The organism is Streptomyces huiliensis (assembly GCF_020037025.1).
Lineage (GTDB): Bacteria > Actinomycetota > Actinomycetes > Streptomycetales > Streptomycetaceae > Streptomyces > Streptomyces huiliensis.
The window spans coordinates 1-16,596 of record NZ_JAIQLH010000147.1 but is presented as its reverse complement, the minus strand read 5'-3'; the positions used below and the strand labels follow the sequence as shown (position 1 = coordinate 16,596).

The 16,596-nt window shown below is 70.9% G+C and carries 12 protein-coding genes; 10 read left to right on the top strand and 2 right to left on the bottom strand.

Annotated elements, in window-relative coordinates; all coding sequences use genetic code 11:
• Nucleotides 1–3 precede the first annotated feature (3 nt).
• Entirely contained in the window at nucleotides 4–471 is a 468-nt protein-coding gene (locus JNW98_RS23150; RefSeq protein WP_223770199.1) for an SUKH-3 domain-containing protein, read from the top strand.
• A 44-nt stretch (nucleotides 472–515) separates the two neighbouring features.
• On the opposite strand, the gene eccCa is transcribed toward JNW98_RS23150, so the two are convergent.
• Nucleotides 516–4,475, bottom strand: coding sequence for a type VII secretion protein EccCa (gene eccCa, locus JNW98_RS23145; protein ID WP_223770198.1), 3,960 nt, complete (start codon nucleotides 4,473–4,475; stop codon nucleotides 516–518).
• Nucleotides 4,476–4,720: 245 nt separating this feature from the next.
• Here eccCa and eccD point away from each other — a divergent pair, with 245 nt between their 5' ends.
• The 6 genes from eccD (at nucleotide 4,721) to JNW98_RS23115 (ending at nucleotide 11,825) form a co-directional block, all read left to right on the top strand.
• Nucleotides 4,721–6,190, top strand: a complete 1,470-nt coding sequence (gene eccD / locus JNW98_RS23140; RefSeq protein ID WP_223770197.1) for a type VII secretion integral membrane protein EccD — start codon at nucleotides 4,721–4,723, stop codon at nucleotides 6,188–6,190.
• A 177-nt stretch (nucleotides 6,191–6,367) separates the two neighbouring features.
• Nucleotides 6,368–6,655: a 30S ribosomal protein S15 gene (rpsO, locus tag JNW98_RS23135; protein WP_171170962.1), complete on the top strand. Its 288-nt coding sequence runs from the start codon at nucleotides 6,368–6,370 to the stop codon at nucleotides 6,653–6,655.
• Between the two features lie 292 nt (nucleotides 6,656–6,947).
• A complete protein-coding gene (locus JNW98_RS23130; RefSeq protein WP_223770216.1) occupies nucleotides 6,948–9,170 on the top strand; it encodes a polyribonucleotide nucleotidyltransferase in 2,223 nt (740 codons plus the stop codon).
• Nucleotides 9,167–10,546: a M16 family metallopeptidase gene (locus JNW98_RS23125; RefSeq protein WP_223770196.1), complete on the top strand. Its 1,380-nt coding sequence runs from the start codon at nucleotides 9,167–9,169 to the stop codon at nucleotides 10,544–10,546. The genes JNW98_RS23130 and JNW98_RS23125 overlap by 4 nt, the downstream gene beginning before the upstream one ends.
• A 61-nt stretch (nucleotides 10,547–10,607) precedes the next feature.
• Nucleotides 10,608–11,360, top strand: a complete 753-nt coding sequence (dapB, locus tag JNW98_RS23120) for a 4-hydroxy-tetrahydrodipicolinate reductase (protein ID WP_223770195.1) — start codon at nucleotides 10,608–10,610, stop codon at nucleotides 11,358–11,360.
• 6 nt (nucleotides 11,361–11,366) lie between these two features.
• The gene (locus JNW98_RS23115) at nucleotides 11,367–11,825 is read left to right on the top strand and encodes a tetratricopeptide repeat protein (protein WP_223770194.1); all 459 of its coding nucleotides are present in this window, start codon (nucleotides 11,367–11,369) and stop codon (nucleotides 11,823–11,825) included.
• A gap of 67 nt (nucleotides 11,826–11,892) precedes the next feature.
• On the opposite strand, the gene JNW98_RS23110 is transcribed toward JNW98_RS23115, so the two are convergent.
• Nucleotides 11,893–12,129, bottom strand: a complete 237-nt coding sequence (locus tag JNW98_RS23110) for a hypothetical protein (RefSeq protein ID WP_223770193.1) — start codon at nucleotides 12,127–12,129, stop codon at nucleotides 11,893–11,895.
• A 195-nt stretch (nucleotides 12,130–12,324) separates the two neighbouring features.
• Here JNW98_RS23110 and thyX point away from each other — a divergent pair, with 195 nt between their 5' ends.
• The 3 genes from thyX to JNW98_RS23095 all read left to right on the top strand — a co-directional run bounded on the left by thyX (nucleotide 12,325) and on the right by JNW98_RS23095 (nucleotide 16,018).
• Nucleotides 12,325–13,095 carry an FAD-dependent thymidylate synthase gene (thyX, locus tag JNW98_RS23105; protein WP_372459307.1) on the top strand — a complete coding sequence of 257 codons (771 nt, stop codon included), beginning with the start codon at nucleotides 12,325–12,327 and terminating at the stop codon, nucleotides 13,093–13,095.
• Between the two features lie 187 nt (nucleotides 13,096–13,282).
• Entirely contained in the window at nucleotides 13,283–14,182 is a 900-nt protein-coding gene (dapA, locus tag JNW98_RS23100) for a 4-hydroxy-tetrahydrodipicolinate synthase (RefSeq protein ID WP_223770191.1), read from the top strand.
• Nucleotides 14,183–14,332: 150 nt separating this feature from the next.
• The gene (locus tag JNW98_RS23095) at nucleotides 14,333–16,018 is read left to right on the top strand and encodes a ribonuclease J (RefSeq protein WP_223770190.1); all 1,686 of its coding nucleotides are present in this window, start codon (nucleotides 14,333–14,335) and stop codon (nucleotides 16,016–16,018) included.
• Nucleotides 16,019–16,596 lie beyond the last annotated feature (578 nt).

Here is a 16,596-nt window from a genome sequence, read left to right as displayed (position 1 = left end):
AGCGTGCCCGCCCGCGACACCGAGGCATGGCTCACCGCCCACGGCTGGTTCCCCGGCCGCGACACCGGCGACGCGTTCCACGAGCGCGTCGCCGAACGCGTCCGGGACTTCCGCGATCAGGGCGTGGAACTCGTCCCCATCCCGACGACCGCGGCCTTCCTCCGCGCGTACGGCGGACTGCGCCTGCCCCTGTCCGATCAGGTGCACCTCGTCACCGAACCGGAGGGCGGACACGCCGAGATCGCCGAGGAAGCGGCGGAACTCGCGGCGCACCTGCGACAGCGCCTCTTCCCCGTGGCCTACGAGACGTACGAAGGGTCGGTCCACCTCGTGGACGAGACCGACCGCTTCTTCCTCCTCCACCCCTCCGGCACCTACCACCTCGGCATCGGAGCCCGGCGGATGTTCGCCAACCGGCGCCGGCACCACCTCGTCGATGCCTGGGACCTGCCACGCCCGCCGGCGCCGTAGCCGAAACGGCCCCACGAGCCGAAACGGCCCCCACGTCCCGCCGCCTACTCCCCGGCCACCCACCCCGCCTGCACCAGCGAGGCCCCGCCCCGCCGCGAGACGAACAGGCCCCGGCCCGGCGGCAGCGGGCGCGGCTTGATGTTGCCGAGGAGCTCGCCCTCGGTCGGGTTGCCGGAGAGCAGGACGCCCTGAGCGCCCAGCTCCTTGAAGCGCTGGATGAACGGCTCGTACGCCGAGCGGCCGGCGCCCGCGCTGCTGCGGGCGAGGATGATGTTGACGCCGGCGTCCCGCGCGTACGGCAGGTTGTCGACGAGCTGCGCCATGGGGTTGCCCGACGACGTGGCGACCAGGTCGTAGTCGTCGACGATGATGAACGCCCGCGGACCCTTCCACCAACTCCGGTCCCGCAGCTGCTGCGGCGTCACGTCCGTACCCGGGATGCGGCTGCCGATCAGGGTGTTCATGTCGGTGAGGTACGTGTCGAAGGCGTTCTGCGTGGTGGCGTAGCCCACGAGGTAAGGCTCCGGCACGCACTCCAGCAGGCTCCGCCGGTAGTCGGCGACGAGGAACAGCGCCTCCTCGGGCGTGTACCGCTCGGTGAGCTGCTTGATGAGCAGCCGCAGCAGCGCCGTCTTGCCGGACTCGCTCTCGCCGTAGACCGCGAAGAACGGGTCGGTGTCGAAGTTGACGAAGACCGGCGCGAGGTTCATCTCGTCGAGGCCGATGGCGACCCCGCGGCCCGGCTGCGCGTGCCCGTCGGGCAGTTCGCGCGCGGGCAGCATGCGCGGCAGCATCCGCACCTGCGGCGCGTGCGGGCCCGGCCAGCTGTCGACGACCGTCTTGACGAAGTCGGCGGTGGCGTCCGAGAGGTCGTCGCCGCCGCCCGAGCCGCCGTCGATGCGCGGCAGGCCGGCCAGGAAGTGCAGCCGCTCGGCGGTGATGCCGCGGCCGGGGACGCCCACCGGGACGTTCACCGCGATCTTCCGGTCCAGCTCGGAGTCGAGCGGGTCGCCGAGCCGCAGCTCCAGCCGGCTCAGGAACTGGTCCTTGAGCGCGGCCCGCATCTCCATGTAGCGGGAGACAGTGACGACGAGGTGGACGCCGAGGCCGAGACCGCGCGTGGTGATGTCCGCGATGTACGGCTCCAGCGCCTCGTAGTCCGTCTTGAACGTCTGCCAGCCGTCGATGACCAGGAAGATGTCGCCCCACGGCTCGTCCGGCAGCCGGCCGGCGGCGCGCAGCCGGCGGTAGGTGGCGATGGAGTCGATGCTGTTGTCGCGGAAGAACTCCTCCCGCCGGTTGAGGACGCCGGTCACCTCGGCGACCGTCCGGCGGACCTTCTCCGGGTCCAGCCGGGAGGCGATGCCGCCGACGTGCGGCAGCCCCTCGACGGCGCTCAGCCCGCCGCCGCCGAAGTCCAGCCCGTAGACCTGCACCTCGTGCGGGGTGTGGGTGAGCGCGAACCCGGCGATCAGGGTGCGCAGCAGCGTGGACTTGCCGGAACGCGGACCGCCGACGATCAGCATGTGGCCGGCCGCGCCGGAGAAGTCCCGGACGAGCACGTCGCGCCGCTGCTCGAACGGCTTGTCCAGCAGGCCCAGCGGCACCCGCAGCCCGCCGGTCGCCTGCGGGTCCGGGCAGTGCAGACCGCGCTCCGGAGTGGCCGTCAGGCGGGGGAGCAGCTGGTCCATGGAGGGCGCCTTGTTGAGCGGCGGCAGCCACACCTGGTGGGCGCCCGGGCCCTGCCCCTCCAGCCGCCGGACGATGACGTCGAGGACGGTGTCGGCGAGCGCGTCGTCGTCCGGCCGCGCCGGGGCGTAGCTGAAGTCCGGGTCCGGCGCCTGGTAACGGACCGGCACCGGCGCCGCGGTGAAGAGGACCGGCCGGCGGTCGGCGGGCAACGGGCCGGTACGGGTCAGGGTGCCGCTGCCGTCGCGGTAGGTGCCCGACACGTAGGCGGCCTTGAACCGTGTCATCTCGTCGGTGCCGAACTTCAGGTAGCCGGAGCCGGGGACGGACGGCAGGTGGTACGCGTCCGGCACGCCCAGCGCGGTCCGGGACTCGGCCGCGGAGAACGTCCGCAGGCCGATCCGGTACGACAGATAGGTGTCCAGACCGCGCAGCCGGCCCTCCTCCAGCCGCTGCGAGGCAAGCAGCAGGTGCACGCCCAGGGACCGGCCGATGCGGCCGATCTGGATGAACATGTCGATGAAGTCGGGCTTGGCGCTCAGCAGTTCGCTGAACTCGTCGATGACCAGCACCAGCGAGGCCAGCGGCTCCAGCGGCGCCCCCGCGGCCCGCGCCTTCTCGTAGTCGTTGAGGTTGGCGTAGTTGCCCGCGGCGCGCAGCAGCTCCTGGCGGCGCTGGAGCTCGCCGGTGATCGAGTCGCGCATGCGGTCGACGAGCGTGAGGTCGTCGGCGAGGTTGGTGATGACGGCCGCGACGTGCGGCATCTCGGACATGCCGGAGAACGTCGCGCCGCCCTTGAAGTCGGCGAGGACGAAGTTCAGGTTCTCGGACGAGTGGGTGACCGCCAGGCCCAGGACCAGCGTCCGCAGCAGTTCGGACTTGCCGGAACCGGTGGCTCCGACGCACAGGCCGTGCGGGCCCATGCCGTCCTCGGCCGCCTCCTTGAGGTCGAGCATGACGGGCGCGCCGTCCTCGCCGACACCGATCGGCACCCGCAGCCGGTCGGCCCGCGAGCGCGGCCGCCACGTCGTGGCCGTGTCCACGGAGGCGGCGTCACCCAGCCCCAGGAGGTCGGTGAACTCCAGGTTGGCCAGCAGCGGTTCCTCGTCGTCCCCCGCGGCGCCCAGGCACAGCGGGGCCATCTGCCGGGCGAGCGCCTCCGCGACCGGCACCGGCAGGTCGTCGGGGACGCCCTGGTAGACGGCGGTCGCCGACTCCAGGCGCAGCGCGCCCGGCCGGACGGTGACGCACAGCCCGCCGCGCGGCTCGTCCTCCTCGCCCGGCGCGATCTCCAGCACGGTGACGCCCTGCAGCCCCTCGGGCGAGGCGAGCAGCGACTCCGGCGGCACCGCGCCGCCGTCCAGCACCACCACGACGTGCGGCTGGTCCAGCAGCGGCTGGGCGTCCCGGCTGAACCGGCTGCGCCCCTCCAGCCGCTTGCCCAGCAGCTCCTCCACCTCCGGCAGATGGTCGCTGAACAGCCGCTTCGTGCCCGCGCCGTCGGCCGTGCCGGGCGCCTGGGTGTGCGGCAGCCACTTGGTCCAGTCCCACTCCGGCGCCGCCTCGCCGTCCGCGACCACCGCGATCACCAGGTCGTCGGGGGAGTGCAGGGCGGCCAGACCCGCCACCATCGAACGCGCCGCGCCCCGCACGGCGTCCGCCTCGCCGGTGACGACCACGTGGTAGAAGGCGCGCATCGACACCGCCACCGGCAGCCCGTCCAGCGAGCCGTGCGTCGCCAGGAACTGCTGCATGGCACCGGCCGACAGTGGCTCCAGCTCGTCCACCGGCGCCGTGGTCGGCGCCACCAGCGGCGTCCACAACTGCTGCGGACCGAGCCCGATCCGCACCTGCCCGAAGTCCTTGTCGGAGACGCGCCGCTCCCACAGCCGGCTCCGCTCGGCGACCAGCGCCCACAGCTGCTCCGGGCCGGGGTGCAGGTAGAACTGCGCGTCCCGCTGCGCCCGCGCCGTGCGCCGCACCTTCCGCCGGGTCTGCGCCAGGTACTTGAGGTAGTCGCGCCGGCCGTCGACGGCCGCGCCCTGCGAGCCCTTGCGGTAGCGGACGACCTGCGCGATGGCCATCGCGACCGTCGACAGCAGCATCATCACGCCCATGATCTTCATGAACGGCTGGGTGCCGGGCATGAAGAAGAAGACGACCGACGAGCCCATGCCGAGCATGGGCAGCAGCTGCATCGCCATGCCCTCCTGCTGCCCGCGGGGCAGTTCGGGAGGCGATTCGAGCTGGAGCTCGTCCGCGTCGGGCTCGGGCGGCACGGCCCGGGGCGGACGTTTGACGACGATCTGACTCACCGGCGTATCAATCCCTCGCGTACGGGCTGGGCGGTTGCGACCGGCGCCCCCCTGGTGGTGGCCTGTGCCTCCCCCGGCGGCCGGAGCCCCCTGGTGGTGGCCTGTCCCGGCGCGACGATGATCCTACGTGCATAACACAGCGGTGGCCCCCGGTATGGTGTCGGCCCGTCAACACGCGGGACCACCGGCGGGAGAGACCGCGGGACCGGCGGGTGGAACAGCAGGCAACGAGGGGGCCCTCCAAGGTGAGTTCGACCACAACGACCGGTTACAGCCGAGTGACGGTCGTCGCGCCCGACAGCCGGATCGACGTCGCCCTCCCCGACGACGTCGCCGTCGCCGATCTCCTCCCCGAGATCCTCCGGCTCACCGGGCACACCGCCGAGGGGACCAGCCCGCCCGGCTACCACCTGGTGGGCACCGACGGCACCGTGCTCGAACCGGCGCGTTCGCTCGGCGCCCAGCGCGTGCTCGACGGCGCGCTCCTCCGACTGCGTCCGTTCACCGAGTCGCTGCCGCCCGCCGTCTACGACGACGTCGCCGACGCGGTCGCCGCGGCCGTCACCCGCGACCGCACCCTGTGGAACGAGCGGCTGCTGCGCGCCTCCGGCCTGGTCGGCGGCTCGCTGCTGCTGGTCCTGCTGGGTTTCGTGCTCTGGTTCGCCGACCCCGCGCGGCACGACATGCACAGCCTGCCCGGCATCATCGCCGCCTCCGTCGGCATCCTGCTGACGGCCCTGTCCGGCGTCCGCGCCCGGATCTACGACGACCGGGCCTCGGCCGTCGCCATGGGCCTGTCCGCCCTGCCGCACCTGATGATCGCCGGTTCCGGGCTGATCGCCCTGCGGGACGGCGAGGGGGTCGGCCGCCTGCAGTTCCTGCTCGGCTGCGTCACCGTGCTCGTCGCCTCCGTGGTGCTCGCCGCGGTCATGCCCAGCGGGGACGCCCCCTTCGTCGCGGCCGTCTTCGCCTCGGCCGTCGGCACCCTCGCCACCTTCTGCGCGATCCTGGCCGGCGCGAGCCCCACCGACACCGCCGCCGTCTGCGCCGTCGTCGCGATCGGCGCCCTCGCCTTCCTGCCCGGGCTCTCCGCCCGCGTCGCCCGGCTGCCCATCGGCTACGCCGCCCCGCGCTCGGCCGCGGCCGGTGACCCGGACCGCGAGCCCGGCACCCCCACGGGCGAACCCGTCGACGCCGATCGCGTCGCCGCGCAGGCCCGCCGGGGACACGAGATGCTGCTCGGCCTGGTCGGCGGCAGCGCGGCCGTCGTCGTCGGCGCCTGCGCCGTCCTCGGCTTCGCCCACGACATATGGGGACAGCTGCTGGCCCTGGCCACCGGCGCCGCCATGCTGCTGCGGGCCCGCCTCTTCCGCTACACCGCCCAGGTCGCGGCCGTCCTCACGGCCGGCCTCGCGGGCCTCGGCCTGCTGGTCCTCGGCCTGGCCCTGAACCCGCCCGGCGAGGCCGTCCGCAAGATGCTCCTGGAGGGCGACCGCGGCCCCCTCGACGTGCACACCGTGTGGCTGGCGGCGGCCGTCGCCGCCGGAGCCGCGCTGATCGTCGGCATCGCCCTGATCGTCCCCAAGAAGGGGCTCTCCCCGTTCTGGGGCCGCCTCTCCGACCTCGCCGAGAGCGCCTTCCTGCTCGCCCTGGTGCCGCTGTGCCTCGCGGTGCTCGACGTGTACTCCGCGGCCCGGAGCATGACCAGCGGGTGACACCCCGCCCGAGGCTGCTGGTACGCTGTGTGACGGCCGTATGTGTACGCGCCCCCGGACCGCCCTCGGCGTCTGGGGACAGCGCCCAGCGGACCCCGCCTCCCGAGTAACGGAAGCTCCTCTGAGATCAAGACCAGAGGCACTCGGTGGCCAAACGAGACTCATAAGGAGTATCGCGTGTCGCTCGACGCCGCTACGAAGAAGCAGATCATGTCCGAGTTCGCCACCAAGGAGGGCGACACCGGCTCCCCCGAGGTCCAGGTCGCGATGCTGACCCGTCGCATCTCGGACCTGACCGAGCACCTCAAGACGCACAAGCACGACCACCACTCCCGCCGTGGTCTGCTGCTGCTGGTCGGCCAGCGTCGCCGCCTGCTGCAGTACCTGGCGAAGAAGGACATCACGCGCTTCCGCGCCCTGGTCGAGCGCCTCGGCATCCGCCGCGGTGCCGCCGGCGCCAAGTAAGACGTGAGCGAGGGAGCGGTTCCCACTTCGGGGGGCCGCTCCCTTTGCGTATCTCGTGGGACACGGAAGCTTTGTACTCTGGTCCCACAACGGCACAACGCACGGCATAACGAACACGACGCATGTCAGGAGGAGCGCGGACTCTCCGCCGGTCCTCGGTAGTGGCCCCCGGAACGGGGAATTCCGGGTGCTTCGATCGAAGACCGGCCCGCACAGAGCACAGCGCGCCCTCCACCACCGTCCCGCCACACGGGCGCGGACGGCACATGGATCCGACGAGGAGATATCCCTGGTGGAGAACGAGACCCACTACGCCGAGGCCGTCATCGACAACGGCGCCTTCGGCACCCGCACCATCCGCTTCGAGACGGGCCGCCTGGCCAAGCAGGCCGCCGGCTCCGCCGTCGCGTACCTGGACGACGACACCATGGTGCTGTCGGCCACCACCGCGTCCAAGCAGCCCAAGGACCAGCTCGACTTCTTCCCGCTCACGGTGGACGTCGAGGAGCGGATGTACGCCGCCGGCAAGATCCCCGGCAGCTTCTTCCGCCGTGAGGGCCGGCCCTCCGAGGACGCGATCCTCACCTGCCGCCTGATCGACCGCCCGCTGCGCCCCTCCTTCAAGAAGGGCCTGCGCAACGAGATCCAGGTCGTCGCCACGATCATGGCGCTCAACCCCGACCACCTGTACGACGTCGTGGCGATCAACGCCGCCTCCGCGTCCACGCAGCTGGCCGGCCTGCCCTTCTCCGGCCCGATCGGCGGCGTCCGCGTCGCGCTGATCAACGGCCAGTGGGTGGCCTTCCCGACGCACACCGAGCTCGAGGACGCCGTCTTCGACATGGTCGTCGCGGGCCGCGCCCTGGAGGACGGCGACGTCGCGATCATGATGGTCGAGGCCGAGGCCACCGAGAAGACCATCCAGCTGGTCGCGGGCGGCGCCGAGGCCCCCACCGAGGAGCTCGTCGCCGCCGGTCTGGACGCCGCGAAGCCCTTCATCAAGGTGCTCTGCAAGGCCCAGGCCGACCTCGCCGCGAAGGCCGCCAAGCCGACCGGCGAGTTCCCGGTCTTCCTGGACTACCAGGACGACGTCTTCGAGGCGCTCACCGCCGCCGTCCGCCCCGAGCTCGCCCAGGCGCTCACCATCGCCGGCAAGCAGGACCGCGAGGCCGAGCTGGACCGCGTCAAGGCGCTGGCCGCCGAGAAGCTCCTCCCGGAGTTCGAGGGCCGCGAGAAGGAGATCTCCGCCGCGTACCGCTCGCTGACCAAGCAGCTGGTCCGCGAGCGCGTGATCAAGGAGAAGAAGCGCATCGACGGCCGCGGTGTCACCGACATCCGCACCCTGGCCGCCGAGGTCGAGGCCATTCCGCGCGTGCACGGCTCGGCGCTGTTCGAGCGCGGCGAGACCCAGATCCTGGGCGTCACCACGCTGAACATGCTCCGCATGGAGCAGCAGCTCGACACCCTCTCGCCGGTGACGCGCAAGCGCTACATGCACAACTACAACTTCCCGCCGTACTCCGTCGGTGAGACCGGCCGCGTGGGTTCGCCCAAGCGCCGCGAGATCGGCCACGGCGCGCTCGCCGAGCGCGCGATCGTGCCGGTCCTGCCGACCCGCGAGGAGTTCCCCTACGCGATCCGCCAGGTCTCCGAGGCCCTCGGGTCCAACGGCTCGACCTCCATGGGCTCGGTCTGCGCCTCCACCATGTCGCTGCTGAACGCCGGTGTGCCCCTCAAGGCCCCCGTCGCCGGCATCGCCATGGGCCTGATCTCCCAGGAGATCGACGGCGAGACCCACTACGTCACCCTCACCGACATCCTCGGTGCGGAGGACGCCTTCGGCGACATGGACTTCAAGGTCGCCGGCACCAAGGAGTTCGTGACCGCCCTCCAGCTGGACACCAAGCTGGACGGCATCCCGGCCTCCGTCCTGGCCGCGGCCCTCAAGCAGGCCCGCGACGCCCGTCTGCACATCCTCGACGTGATGATGGAAGCCATCGACACGCCGGACGAGATGTCCCCCAACGCCCCGCGGATCATCACCGTCAAGATCCCGGTGGACAAGATCGGTGAGGTCATCGGCCCCAAGGGCAAGATGATCAACCAGATCCAGGAGGACACCGGCGCCGAGATCACCATCGAGGACGACGGCACCATCTACATCGGTGCCCAGGTCGGCTCGCAGGCCGAGGCCGCCCGCGCCACGATCAACGCGATCGCCAACCCGACCATGCCGGAGGTCGGCGAGCGGTACCTGGGCACGGTCGTCAAGACCACCACCTTCGGTGCCTTCGTCTCCCTCATGCCCGGCAAGGACGGCCTGCTGCACATCTCGCAGATCCGCAAGCTCGCCGGCGGCAAGCGCGTGGAGAACGTCGAGGACGTGCTCGGGGTCGGCGCCAAGGTCCAGGTCGAGATCGCCGAGATCGACCAGCGCGGCAAGCTCTCCCTGGTCCCCGTGATCGAGGGTGAGAACGACGACACCGCCGAGACCAAGGACGAGTCCGCCAAGTGACGTCCCGTAGTACACGGAAGACGGCCCGCACCTCCTCGGAGGGGCGGGCCGTCGCCCGTACCCAAACGCTTCTCAAGGGCGAGAACGGCATCGGTACGGTCCGCAGGACCACCCTCCCCGGCGGCCTCCGCGTCGTCACCGAGACCCTGCCGTCCGTCCGCTCCGCCACCTTCGGCATCTGGGCCAACGTCGGCTCCCGCGACGAGACCCCGACGCTCAACGGCGCCACCCACTACCTGGAGCACCTGCTCTTCAAGGGCACGGCCAAGCGCAGCGCGCTCGACATCTCCGCCGCGATCGACGCGGTGGGCGGCGAGATGAACGCCTTCACGGCCAAGGAGTACACGTGCTACTACGCGCGTGTCCTCGACACCGACCTGCCGCTGGCCATCGACGTCGTCTGCGACATGCTCACCGGGTCCCTGATCGACGCCGCGGACGTGGACGCCGAGCGCGGGGTGATCCTCGAAGAGATCGCCATGACCGAGGACGACCCCGGCGACTGCGTGCACGACCTGTTCGCGCACACCATGCTGGGCGACACCCCCCTCGGCCGCCCGGTCCTCGGCACCGTCGACACGATCAACGCGCTCGGCCGCGACCAGATCGCCCGCTTCTACAAGAAGCACTACGACCCGACCCGCCTCGTCGTCGCCGCCGCCGGCAACGTCGACCACGCCAAGGTCGTCCGCCAGGTCCGCGCCGCGTTCGACCGGGCCGGCGCGCTGTCCCGCACGGACGCCGTGCCCGTCGACCCCCGCTCCGGCTCGCGGACCATCCGCACCGCCGGCCGCGTGGAGGTGCTGAACCGCAAGACCGAGCAGGCGCACGTCGTCCTCGGCATGCCCGGCCTGGCCCGCACCGACGAGCGCCGCTGGGCGCTCGGCGTGCTCAACACGGCGCTCGGCGGCGGCATGAGCTCCCGCCTCTTCCAGGAGGTCCGGGAGAAGCGCGGCCTCGCCTACTCGGTGTACTCGTACACCTCCGGCTTCGCCGACTGCGGCCTCTTCGGCGTCTACGCCGGCTGCCGGCCCAGCCAGGTCCACGACGTGCTGCGGATCTGCCGCGACCAGCTCGACCTGGTCGCCTCCGAGGGCCTTTCCGACGAGGAGATCGGCCGCGCGATCGGCCAGCTCTCCGGCTCCACGGTCCTCGGCCTGGAGGACACCGGCGCGCTGATGAACCGCATCGGCAAGAGCGAGCTGTGCTGGGGCGAGCAGATGTCGGTCGACGACATGCTGGCCCGCATCGCGGCCGTCACCCCGGACGAGGTCCGCGCGGTCGCCCGCGACGTGCTCGGGCAGCGCCCCTCGCTGTCCGTGATCGGCCCGCTGAAGGACAAGCAGGCGGCACGCCTGCACGAGGCCGTCTCATAGCCGCACCGGCGAAGTCCGAACCGCTGAAGTCCGAAAGTCACCGCTGAAGGAAGCAGGAACGATGAGCAAGCTGCGCGTGGCGGTCATCGGCGCCAAGGGCCGCATCGGCTCCGAGGCCGTCCGGGCCGTCGAGGCCGCCGACGACATGGAGCTGGTGGCCGCGCTGGGCCGGGGCGACGACCTGGAGGCCCTGACCGCCGCCGGCGCCCAGGTCGCCGTCGAGCTGACGCACCCCGACTCCGTCATGGACAACCTGGAGTTCTGCGTCCGCAACGGCATCCACGCCGTCGTCGGCACCACCGGCTGGACCGAGGACCGCCTCGCCCGGCTGCGCTCCTGGCTCGACGCCTCCCCGTCGACCGGCGTGCTCATCGCGCCGAACTTCTCCATCGGCGCCGTCCTGACCATGGCCTTCGCCCAGCAGGCCGCCCGGTTCTTCGAATCGGTCGAGGTCGTCGAGCTGCACCACCCGAACAAGGCGGACGCCCCCTCCGGCACCGCCACCCGCACCGCGCAGCTGATCGCCGCCGCGCGGCGCGAGGCCGGCTGCGCCCCGCAGCCCGACGCCACCACGACGGCCCTGGACGGCGCCCGCGGCGCGGACGTCGACGGGGTGCCCGTGCACTCCGTCCGGCTGCGCGGCCTGCTGGCCCACCAGGAGGTGCTGCTCGGCGACACCGGCGAGACGCTCACCATCCGGCACGACTCGCTGCACCACAGCTGCTTCATGCCGGGCATCCTGCTGGGCGCCCGCCGGGTGCCGGCGGCTCCGGGGCTGACCTTCGGCCTCGAACACTTCCTGGACCTGGGCTGATCGACGATGCGTGCGAAGATCGTCTACTTCGGGCTGGCCGCCGTCCTGGTCGTCTACTTCGTCCTGGTCGGCAGCCGCGGCGTCATGCTCATCGAACAGGGCACGGCGATCACGGTCGCCTTCGGCGTCGCCGTCCTGGTCCTGCCGTTCATCGGCGCCTGGTTCCTCTACCAGACCACCAAGTTCGCGCGGGACGCCAACCGGCTGGCGCGCGAGCTGGAGGCCGAGGGCGGGCTCCCCGTCGACGAGCTGGAGCGGACCCCCAGCGGCCGGGTGGACCGGGACTCGGCCGACGCCGTTTTCGCCCGCCGCCGGGCCGAGACGGAGGCCGCGCCGGAGGACTGGCGCAGCTGGTTCCGGCTCGCCGTGGCCTACCACGACGCGCGGGACACCCCGCGGGCCCGCAAGGCCATGCAGCGGGCGATCGCGCTGCACGACGGGAAGCCGGCGCGCGCGGCGCACTGAGCTCCTCCCGGGGTACGGAAAAGGGCCCGGTCGCTGCCGACCGGGCCCTTTTCCGGGTGAACCACCCTCAGCGGGTGGACGCCTGCGAGTTCTGCGAGTGGTGCGTGTTCTGCGGGCTGGTGTCCATCGCGGGCAGGCCGAACAGAAGCGCTCCGACCAGCCCGGCGGTGACCGTCAGCCCCATCAGCACCCGCCCGACGATCTGCGAGCGACTGGCGCGCTGCGGGGGCGGCGTGATGTTGCTGCGATACCGCTCGGCTTCGGCGACGAAGGCGAACGGTACGGGCTCTCGCCGGCGGAACATGTTGGGCTCTCCTAGGGAACCTCGAAGTGGCTGTCACCCTTACAGACGCTCGGATGCCCCATTTGGTGCCCGATTTCTGTGACGGCTGTGAAAAATCTCAACCGCGGCGGCCTGGTGGGCACGTCAGGCGCCGTGCTCGGCGCCGCGCGAGGCCCGTTGTCAGTGGCGGCCCTTAGGCTGGGCGCGCCCTAGCAAATGCGACTGGAAGGACCCCTGGTGACCGAGAGCACCACCGAGGACGCGAAGAGCGAGCAGCCGACGTTCCGCGGCGACGTGACCGTCGAGCTGGTCAAGCACAGCGCCGCCGACACCGACGTCCTGTGGGCGGCCCGCGTCTCCACGGCGGGTGAGCAGTCCCTCGAAGAGATCACCAAGGATCCGGAGCGGTCCAAGGGGCTCATCAACTACCTGATGCGGGACCGCCACGGCAGCCCCTTCGAGCACAACTCGATGACCTTCTTCATCAGCGCCCCGATCTTCGTCTTCCGCGAGTTCATGCGGCACCGGGTGGGTTGGTCGTACAACGAGGAGTCCGGCCGCTACCGGGAGCTCGAGCCGGTCTTCTACGTCCCCGCCGCGGACCGCAAGCTGGTCCAGGAGGGCCGCCCGGGCAAGTACGTCTTCGTCGAGGGCACCGAGGAGCAGCACGCGCTGACCTCCCGGGCGATGGAGAAGGCGTACCGGGACGCCTACGAGGCGTACCAGGAGATGCTGGCGGCCGGTGTCGCCCGCGAGGTGGCCCGCTCGGTCCTCCCGGTGGGTCTCTTCTCGTCCATGTACGCCACCTGCAACGCCCGCTCGCTGATGCACTTCCTCGGCCTGCGCACCCAGCACGAGCTGGCCAAGGTGCCGTCCTTCCCGCAGCGGGAGATCGAGATGGTGGGCGAGAAGATGGAGGCGGAGTGGGCGCGGCTGATGCCGATCACCCACGCCGCGTTCAACAAGAACGGCCGTGTCGCTCCGTAACCCGGGCACCCGGAGGAGGTGCGGGCACTCCTGGGGTGGGTTGTCCGGATTGCGACCTTTCGCCCTCTTCATTTAGGCTGAATAAACGGACCCGGCACTGTTTGAACCCCCGAGCAGGCAGTGCCGGGATCCATTGCACACTCCCCGAGGGAGTACCTCACGGTGAGCAACGAGTAGCGTGGCCCTTATGGCTCCGATCTCCACACCGCAGACGCCCTTCGGACGTGTCCTGACCGCGATGGTCACCCCCTTCACCTCCGACGGCGCCCTCGACCTCGACGGCGCGCAGCGGCTCGCCGCCCACCTGGTCGACGCCGGCAACGACGGCCTCGTCGTCAACGGCACCACCGGCGAGTCGCCCACCACCAGCGACGCGGAGAAAGCACAGCTCGTACGGGCGGTCGTGGAGGCCGTCGGCGACCGGGCGCACGTCGTGGCCGGAGCCGGCACCAACGACACCCACCACAGCGTCGAGCTGGCCCGCGCCGCCGAGCGGGCGGGGGCCCACGGCCTGCTGGCCGTGACGCCGTACTACAACAAGCCCCCTCAGGAGGGCCTGTACCGTCACTTCACGACGGTCGCGGACGCCACCGAGCTCCCGGTGATGCTCTACGACATCCCGGGCCGCAGCGGTACCGCGATCGAGACCGAGACGATGGTCCGGCTCGCAGAGCACCCCCGGATCGTCGCCAACAAGGACGCCAAGGGCGACCTCGGCGCCGCCAGCTGGGCCCTCAGCCGCAGCGGCCTGGCCTGGTACTCCGGCGACGACATGCTGAACCTGCCGCTCCTGTCCGTGGGCGCCGTCGGCTTCGTCTCCGTGGTCGGTCACCTCGTCGCTCCCGAGCTGCGCGCCCTGCTGGAGGCGCACCTCGCCGGGGACGTCAGCAAGGCGACGGCGATCCACCAGCGGCTGCTGCCGGTCTTCACCGGCGTCTTCCGGGCCCAGGGCGTGATCACCACCAAGCGGGCGCTGGCCCTCCAGGGCCTGCCGGCCGGACCGCTGCGACTGCCGCTGGTCGAACTCGGGCCCGAGCAGACCGAAACGCTCAAGCGCGATCTGGCGGCCGGCGGGGTACAGCTCTAGCAGGGGCGTGCCGACGTCCGCGCCACCGCGCGACGGGCCGCACACAGACTTCACAACCGAATAGCGGTAACCATCCAACTGCAAGTGCACGAAGTGTCACGCGCGCCATGTGTCCCCGGGACATGTGGCGTGCGTGGTGAGGAGAGTCTTTTGAGTCACCCGCACCCTGAACTCGGTCCCCCGCCGAAGCTCCCCGAGGGCGGCCTGCGCGTCACGCCCCTCGGCGGTCTCGGCGAGATCGGCCGCAACATGACGGTCTTCGAGTACGACGGCCGTCTGCTGATCGTCGACTGCGGAGTGCTCTTCCCCGAGGAGGAGCAGCCCGGAGTCGACCTGATCCTGCCGGACTTCACGTCCATCCGGGACCGCCTGGACGACATCGTCGGCATCGTGCTCACGCACGGCCACGAGGACCACATCGGCGGTGTCCCCTACCTGCTCCGCGAGAAGCCGGACATCCCGCTGATCGGCTCGAAGCTGACCCTCGCGCTGATCGAGGCGAAGCTCCAGGAGCACCGCATCCGCCCGTACACCCTTGAGGTCGTCGAAGGCCACCGCGAGGCCATCGGCCCGTTCGACCTCGAGTTCGTGGCGGTCAACCACTCCATCCCGGACGCCCTGGCGGTCGCCATCCGCACCCCCGCGGGCATGGTGGTGCACACCGGCGACTTCAAGATGGACCAGCTTCCGCTGGACCGCCGCCTCACCGACCTGCCCGCGTTCGCGCGGCTCGGCGAGGAGGGCATCGACCTGCTGCTGGTGGACTCCACCAACGCCGAGGTCCCCGGCTTCGTCCCGCCGGAGCGTGACATCTCCAACGTGCTGCGGACGGTCTTCGCCGGCGCCCAGAAGCGCATCATCGTCGCCAGCTTCGCCAGCCACGTGCACCGGATCCAGCAGATCCTGGACGCCGCGCACGAGTACGGCCGCCGGGTGGCCTTCGTCGGCCGCTCGATGGTCCGCAACATGGGCATCGCCCGTGACCTGGGCTACCTGCGCGTCCCGGCCGGCCTGGTCGTCGACGTCAAGGCGCTGGACGACCTCCCGGACGAGGAGGTCGTGCTGGTCTGCACGGGCTCCCAGGGCGAGCCGATGGCCGCGCTGTCCCGGATGGCCAACCGCGACCACCAGATCCGGATCGTCCAGGGCGACACCGTCATCCTGGCCTCGTCCCTCATCCCGGGCAACGAGAACGCGGTCTACCGCGTGATCAACGGCCTGACCCGGTGGGGCGCGAACGTGGTCCACAAGGGCAACGCCAAGGTCCACGTCTCCGGTCACGCCTCGGCGGGCGAGCTGCTGTACTTCTACAACATCTGCAAGCCGAAGAACCTGATGCCGGTGCACGGCGAGTGGCGCCACCTGCGCGCCAACGCCGAGCTGGGCGCCCTCACCGGTGTGCCGAAGAACCACATCGTGATCGCCGAGGACGGCGTGGTCGTCGACCTGATCGACGGCGCGGCCCGGATCGTCGGCAAGGTCCAGGCCGGCTACGTGTACGTGGACGGCCTCTCGGTCGGCGACGTCACGGAGTCGTCCCTGAAGGACCGCCGCATCCTGGGCGACGAGGGCATCATCTCGGTCTTCGTGGTCGTCGACTCCACGACCGGCAAGGTCGTCAGCGGCCCGCAGATCCAGGCCCGCGGCTCCGGCATCGACGACGCGTCGTTCAACGCCGTGGTGCCGAAGGTCGAGGAGTCCATCGCCAAGGCGGCCGCGGACGGCATCGCCGAGCCGCACCAGCTCCAGCAGCTGATCCGCCGCGCGGTGGGCCGCTGGGTCTCGGACCAGTACCGCCGGCGCCCGATGATCCTGCCCGTGGTCGTCGAGGTCTGACGGCCCTGACGGTCACCGGTTGACGTCCCGTCAGCCGCACGGACGGCCGCGCCCGCCTCGATTTGCATCCGGGCGCGGCCGTCCAGTACGTTTACGGCTCCACCGCGACGGGAACCCAGAAACGCTTCGGCGTGAGGGGGTACCGGCAGGCGGATGGAGAATCCGACCGAATCGCATCTGATAAAGTCGGACAAGCCGGAAAGCGAAAGCGAGAAGGCGAAACCCCGCTCCAACAGGGGGCCGGAAACGGAATCCGAACCGGAAACGGAACGGAAAACGGATCTGGTAAGGTTGGAAACACCGAAGGGAAGCGCCCGGAGGAAAGCCTGAGAGAGTCTCTCGGGTGAGTACAAAGGAAGCGTCCGTTCCTTGAGAACTCAACAGCGTGCCAAAAGTCAACGCCAGACTATAAAACAACCCCGTCCACGGACCACTTGGTCCTGGATGAGGTTCCTTTGAAAAACACAGCGAGGACGCTGTGAACGATCGAGCTTATTCCGCTCGATCGTTCCGCTCAACGCGAGTGTTCACCGGCAGTTTTTAATTAAACACAGCCCGGTACACATTCACGGAGAGTT

Bases quoted from the DNA above. Each gene is read 5' to 3' on its own strand.
- thyX (WP_372459307.1), top strand. From the start codon at position 12,325: ATGCGACTGGAAGGACCCCTGGTGACCGAGAGCACCACCGAGGACGCG.
- JNW98_RS23110 (WP_223770193.1), bottom strand. From the start codon at position 12,129: ATGTTCCGCCGGCGAGAGCCCGTACCGTTCGCCTTCGTCGCCGAAGCC.
- dapB (WP_223770195.1), top strand. From the start codon at position 10,608: ATGAGCAAGCTGCGCGTGGCGGTCATCGGCGCCAAGGGCCGCATCGGC.
- dapA (WP_223770191.1), top strand. From the start codon at position 13,283: ATGGCTCCGATCTCCACACCGCAGACGCCCTTCGGACGTGTCCTGACC.
- JNW98_RS23115 (WP_223770194.1), top strand. From the start codon at position 11,367: ATGCGTGCGAAGATCGTCTACTTCGGGCTGGCCGCCGTCCTGGTCGTC.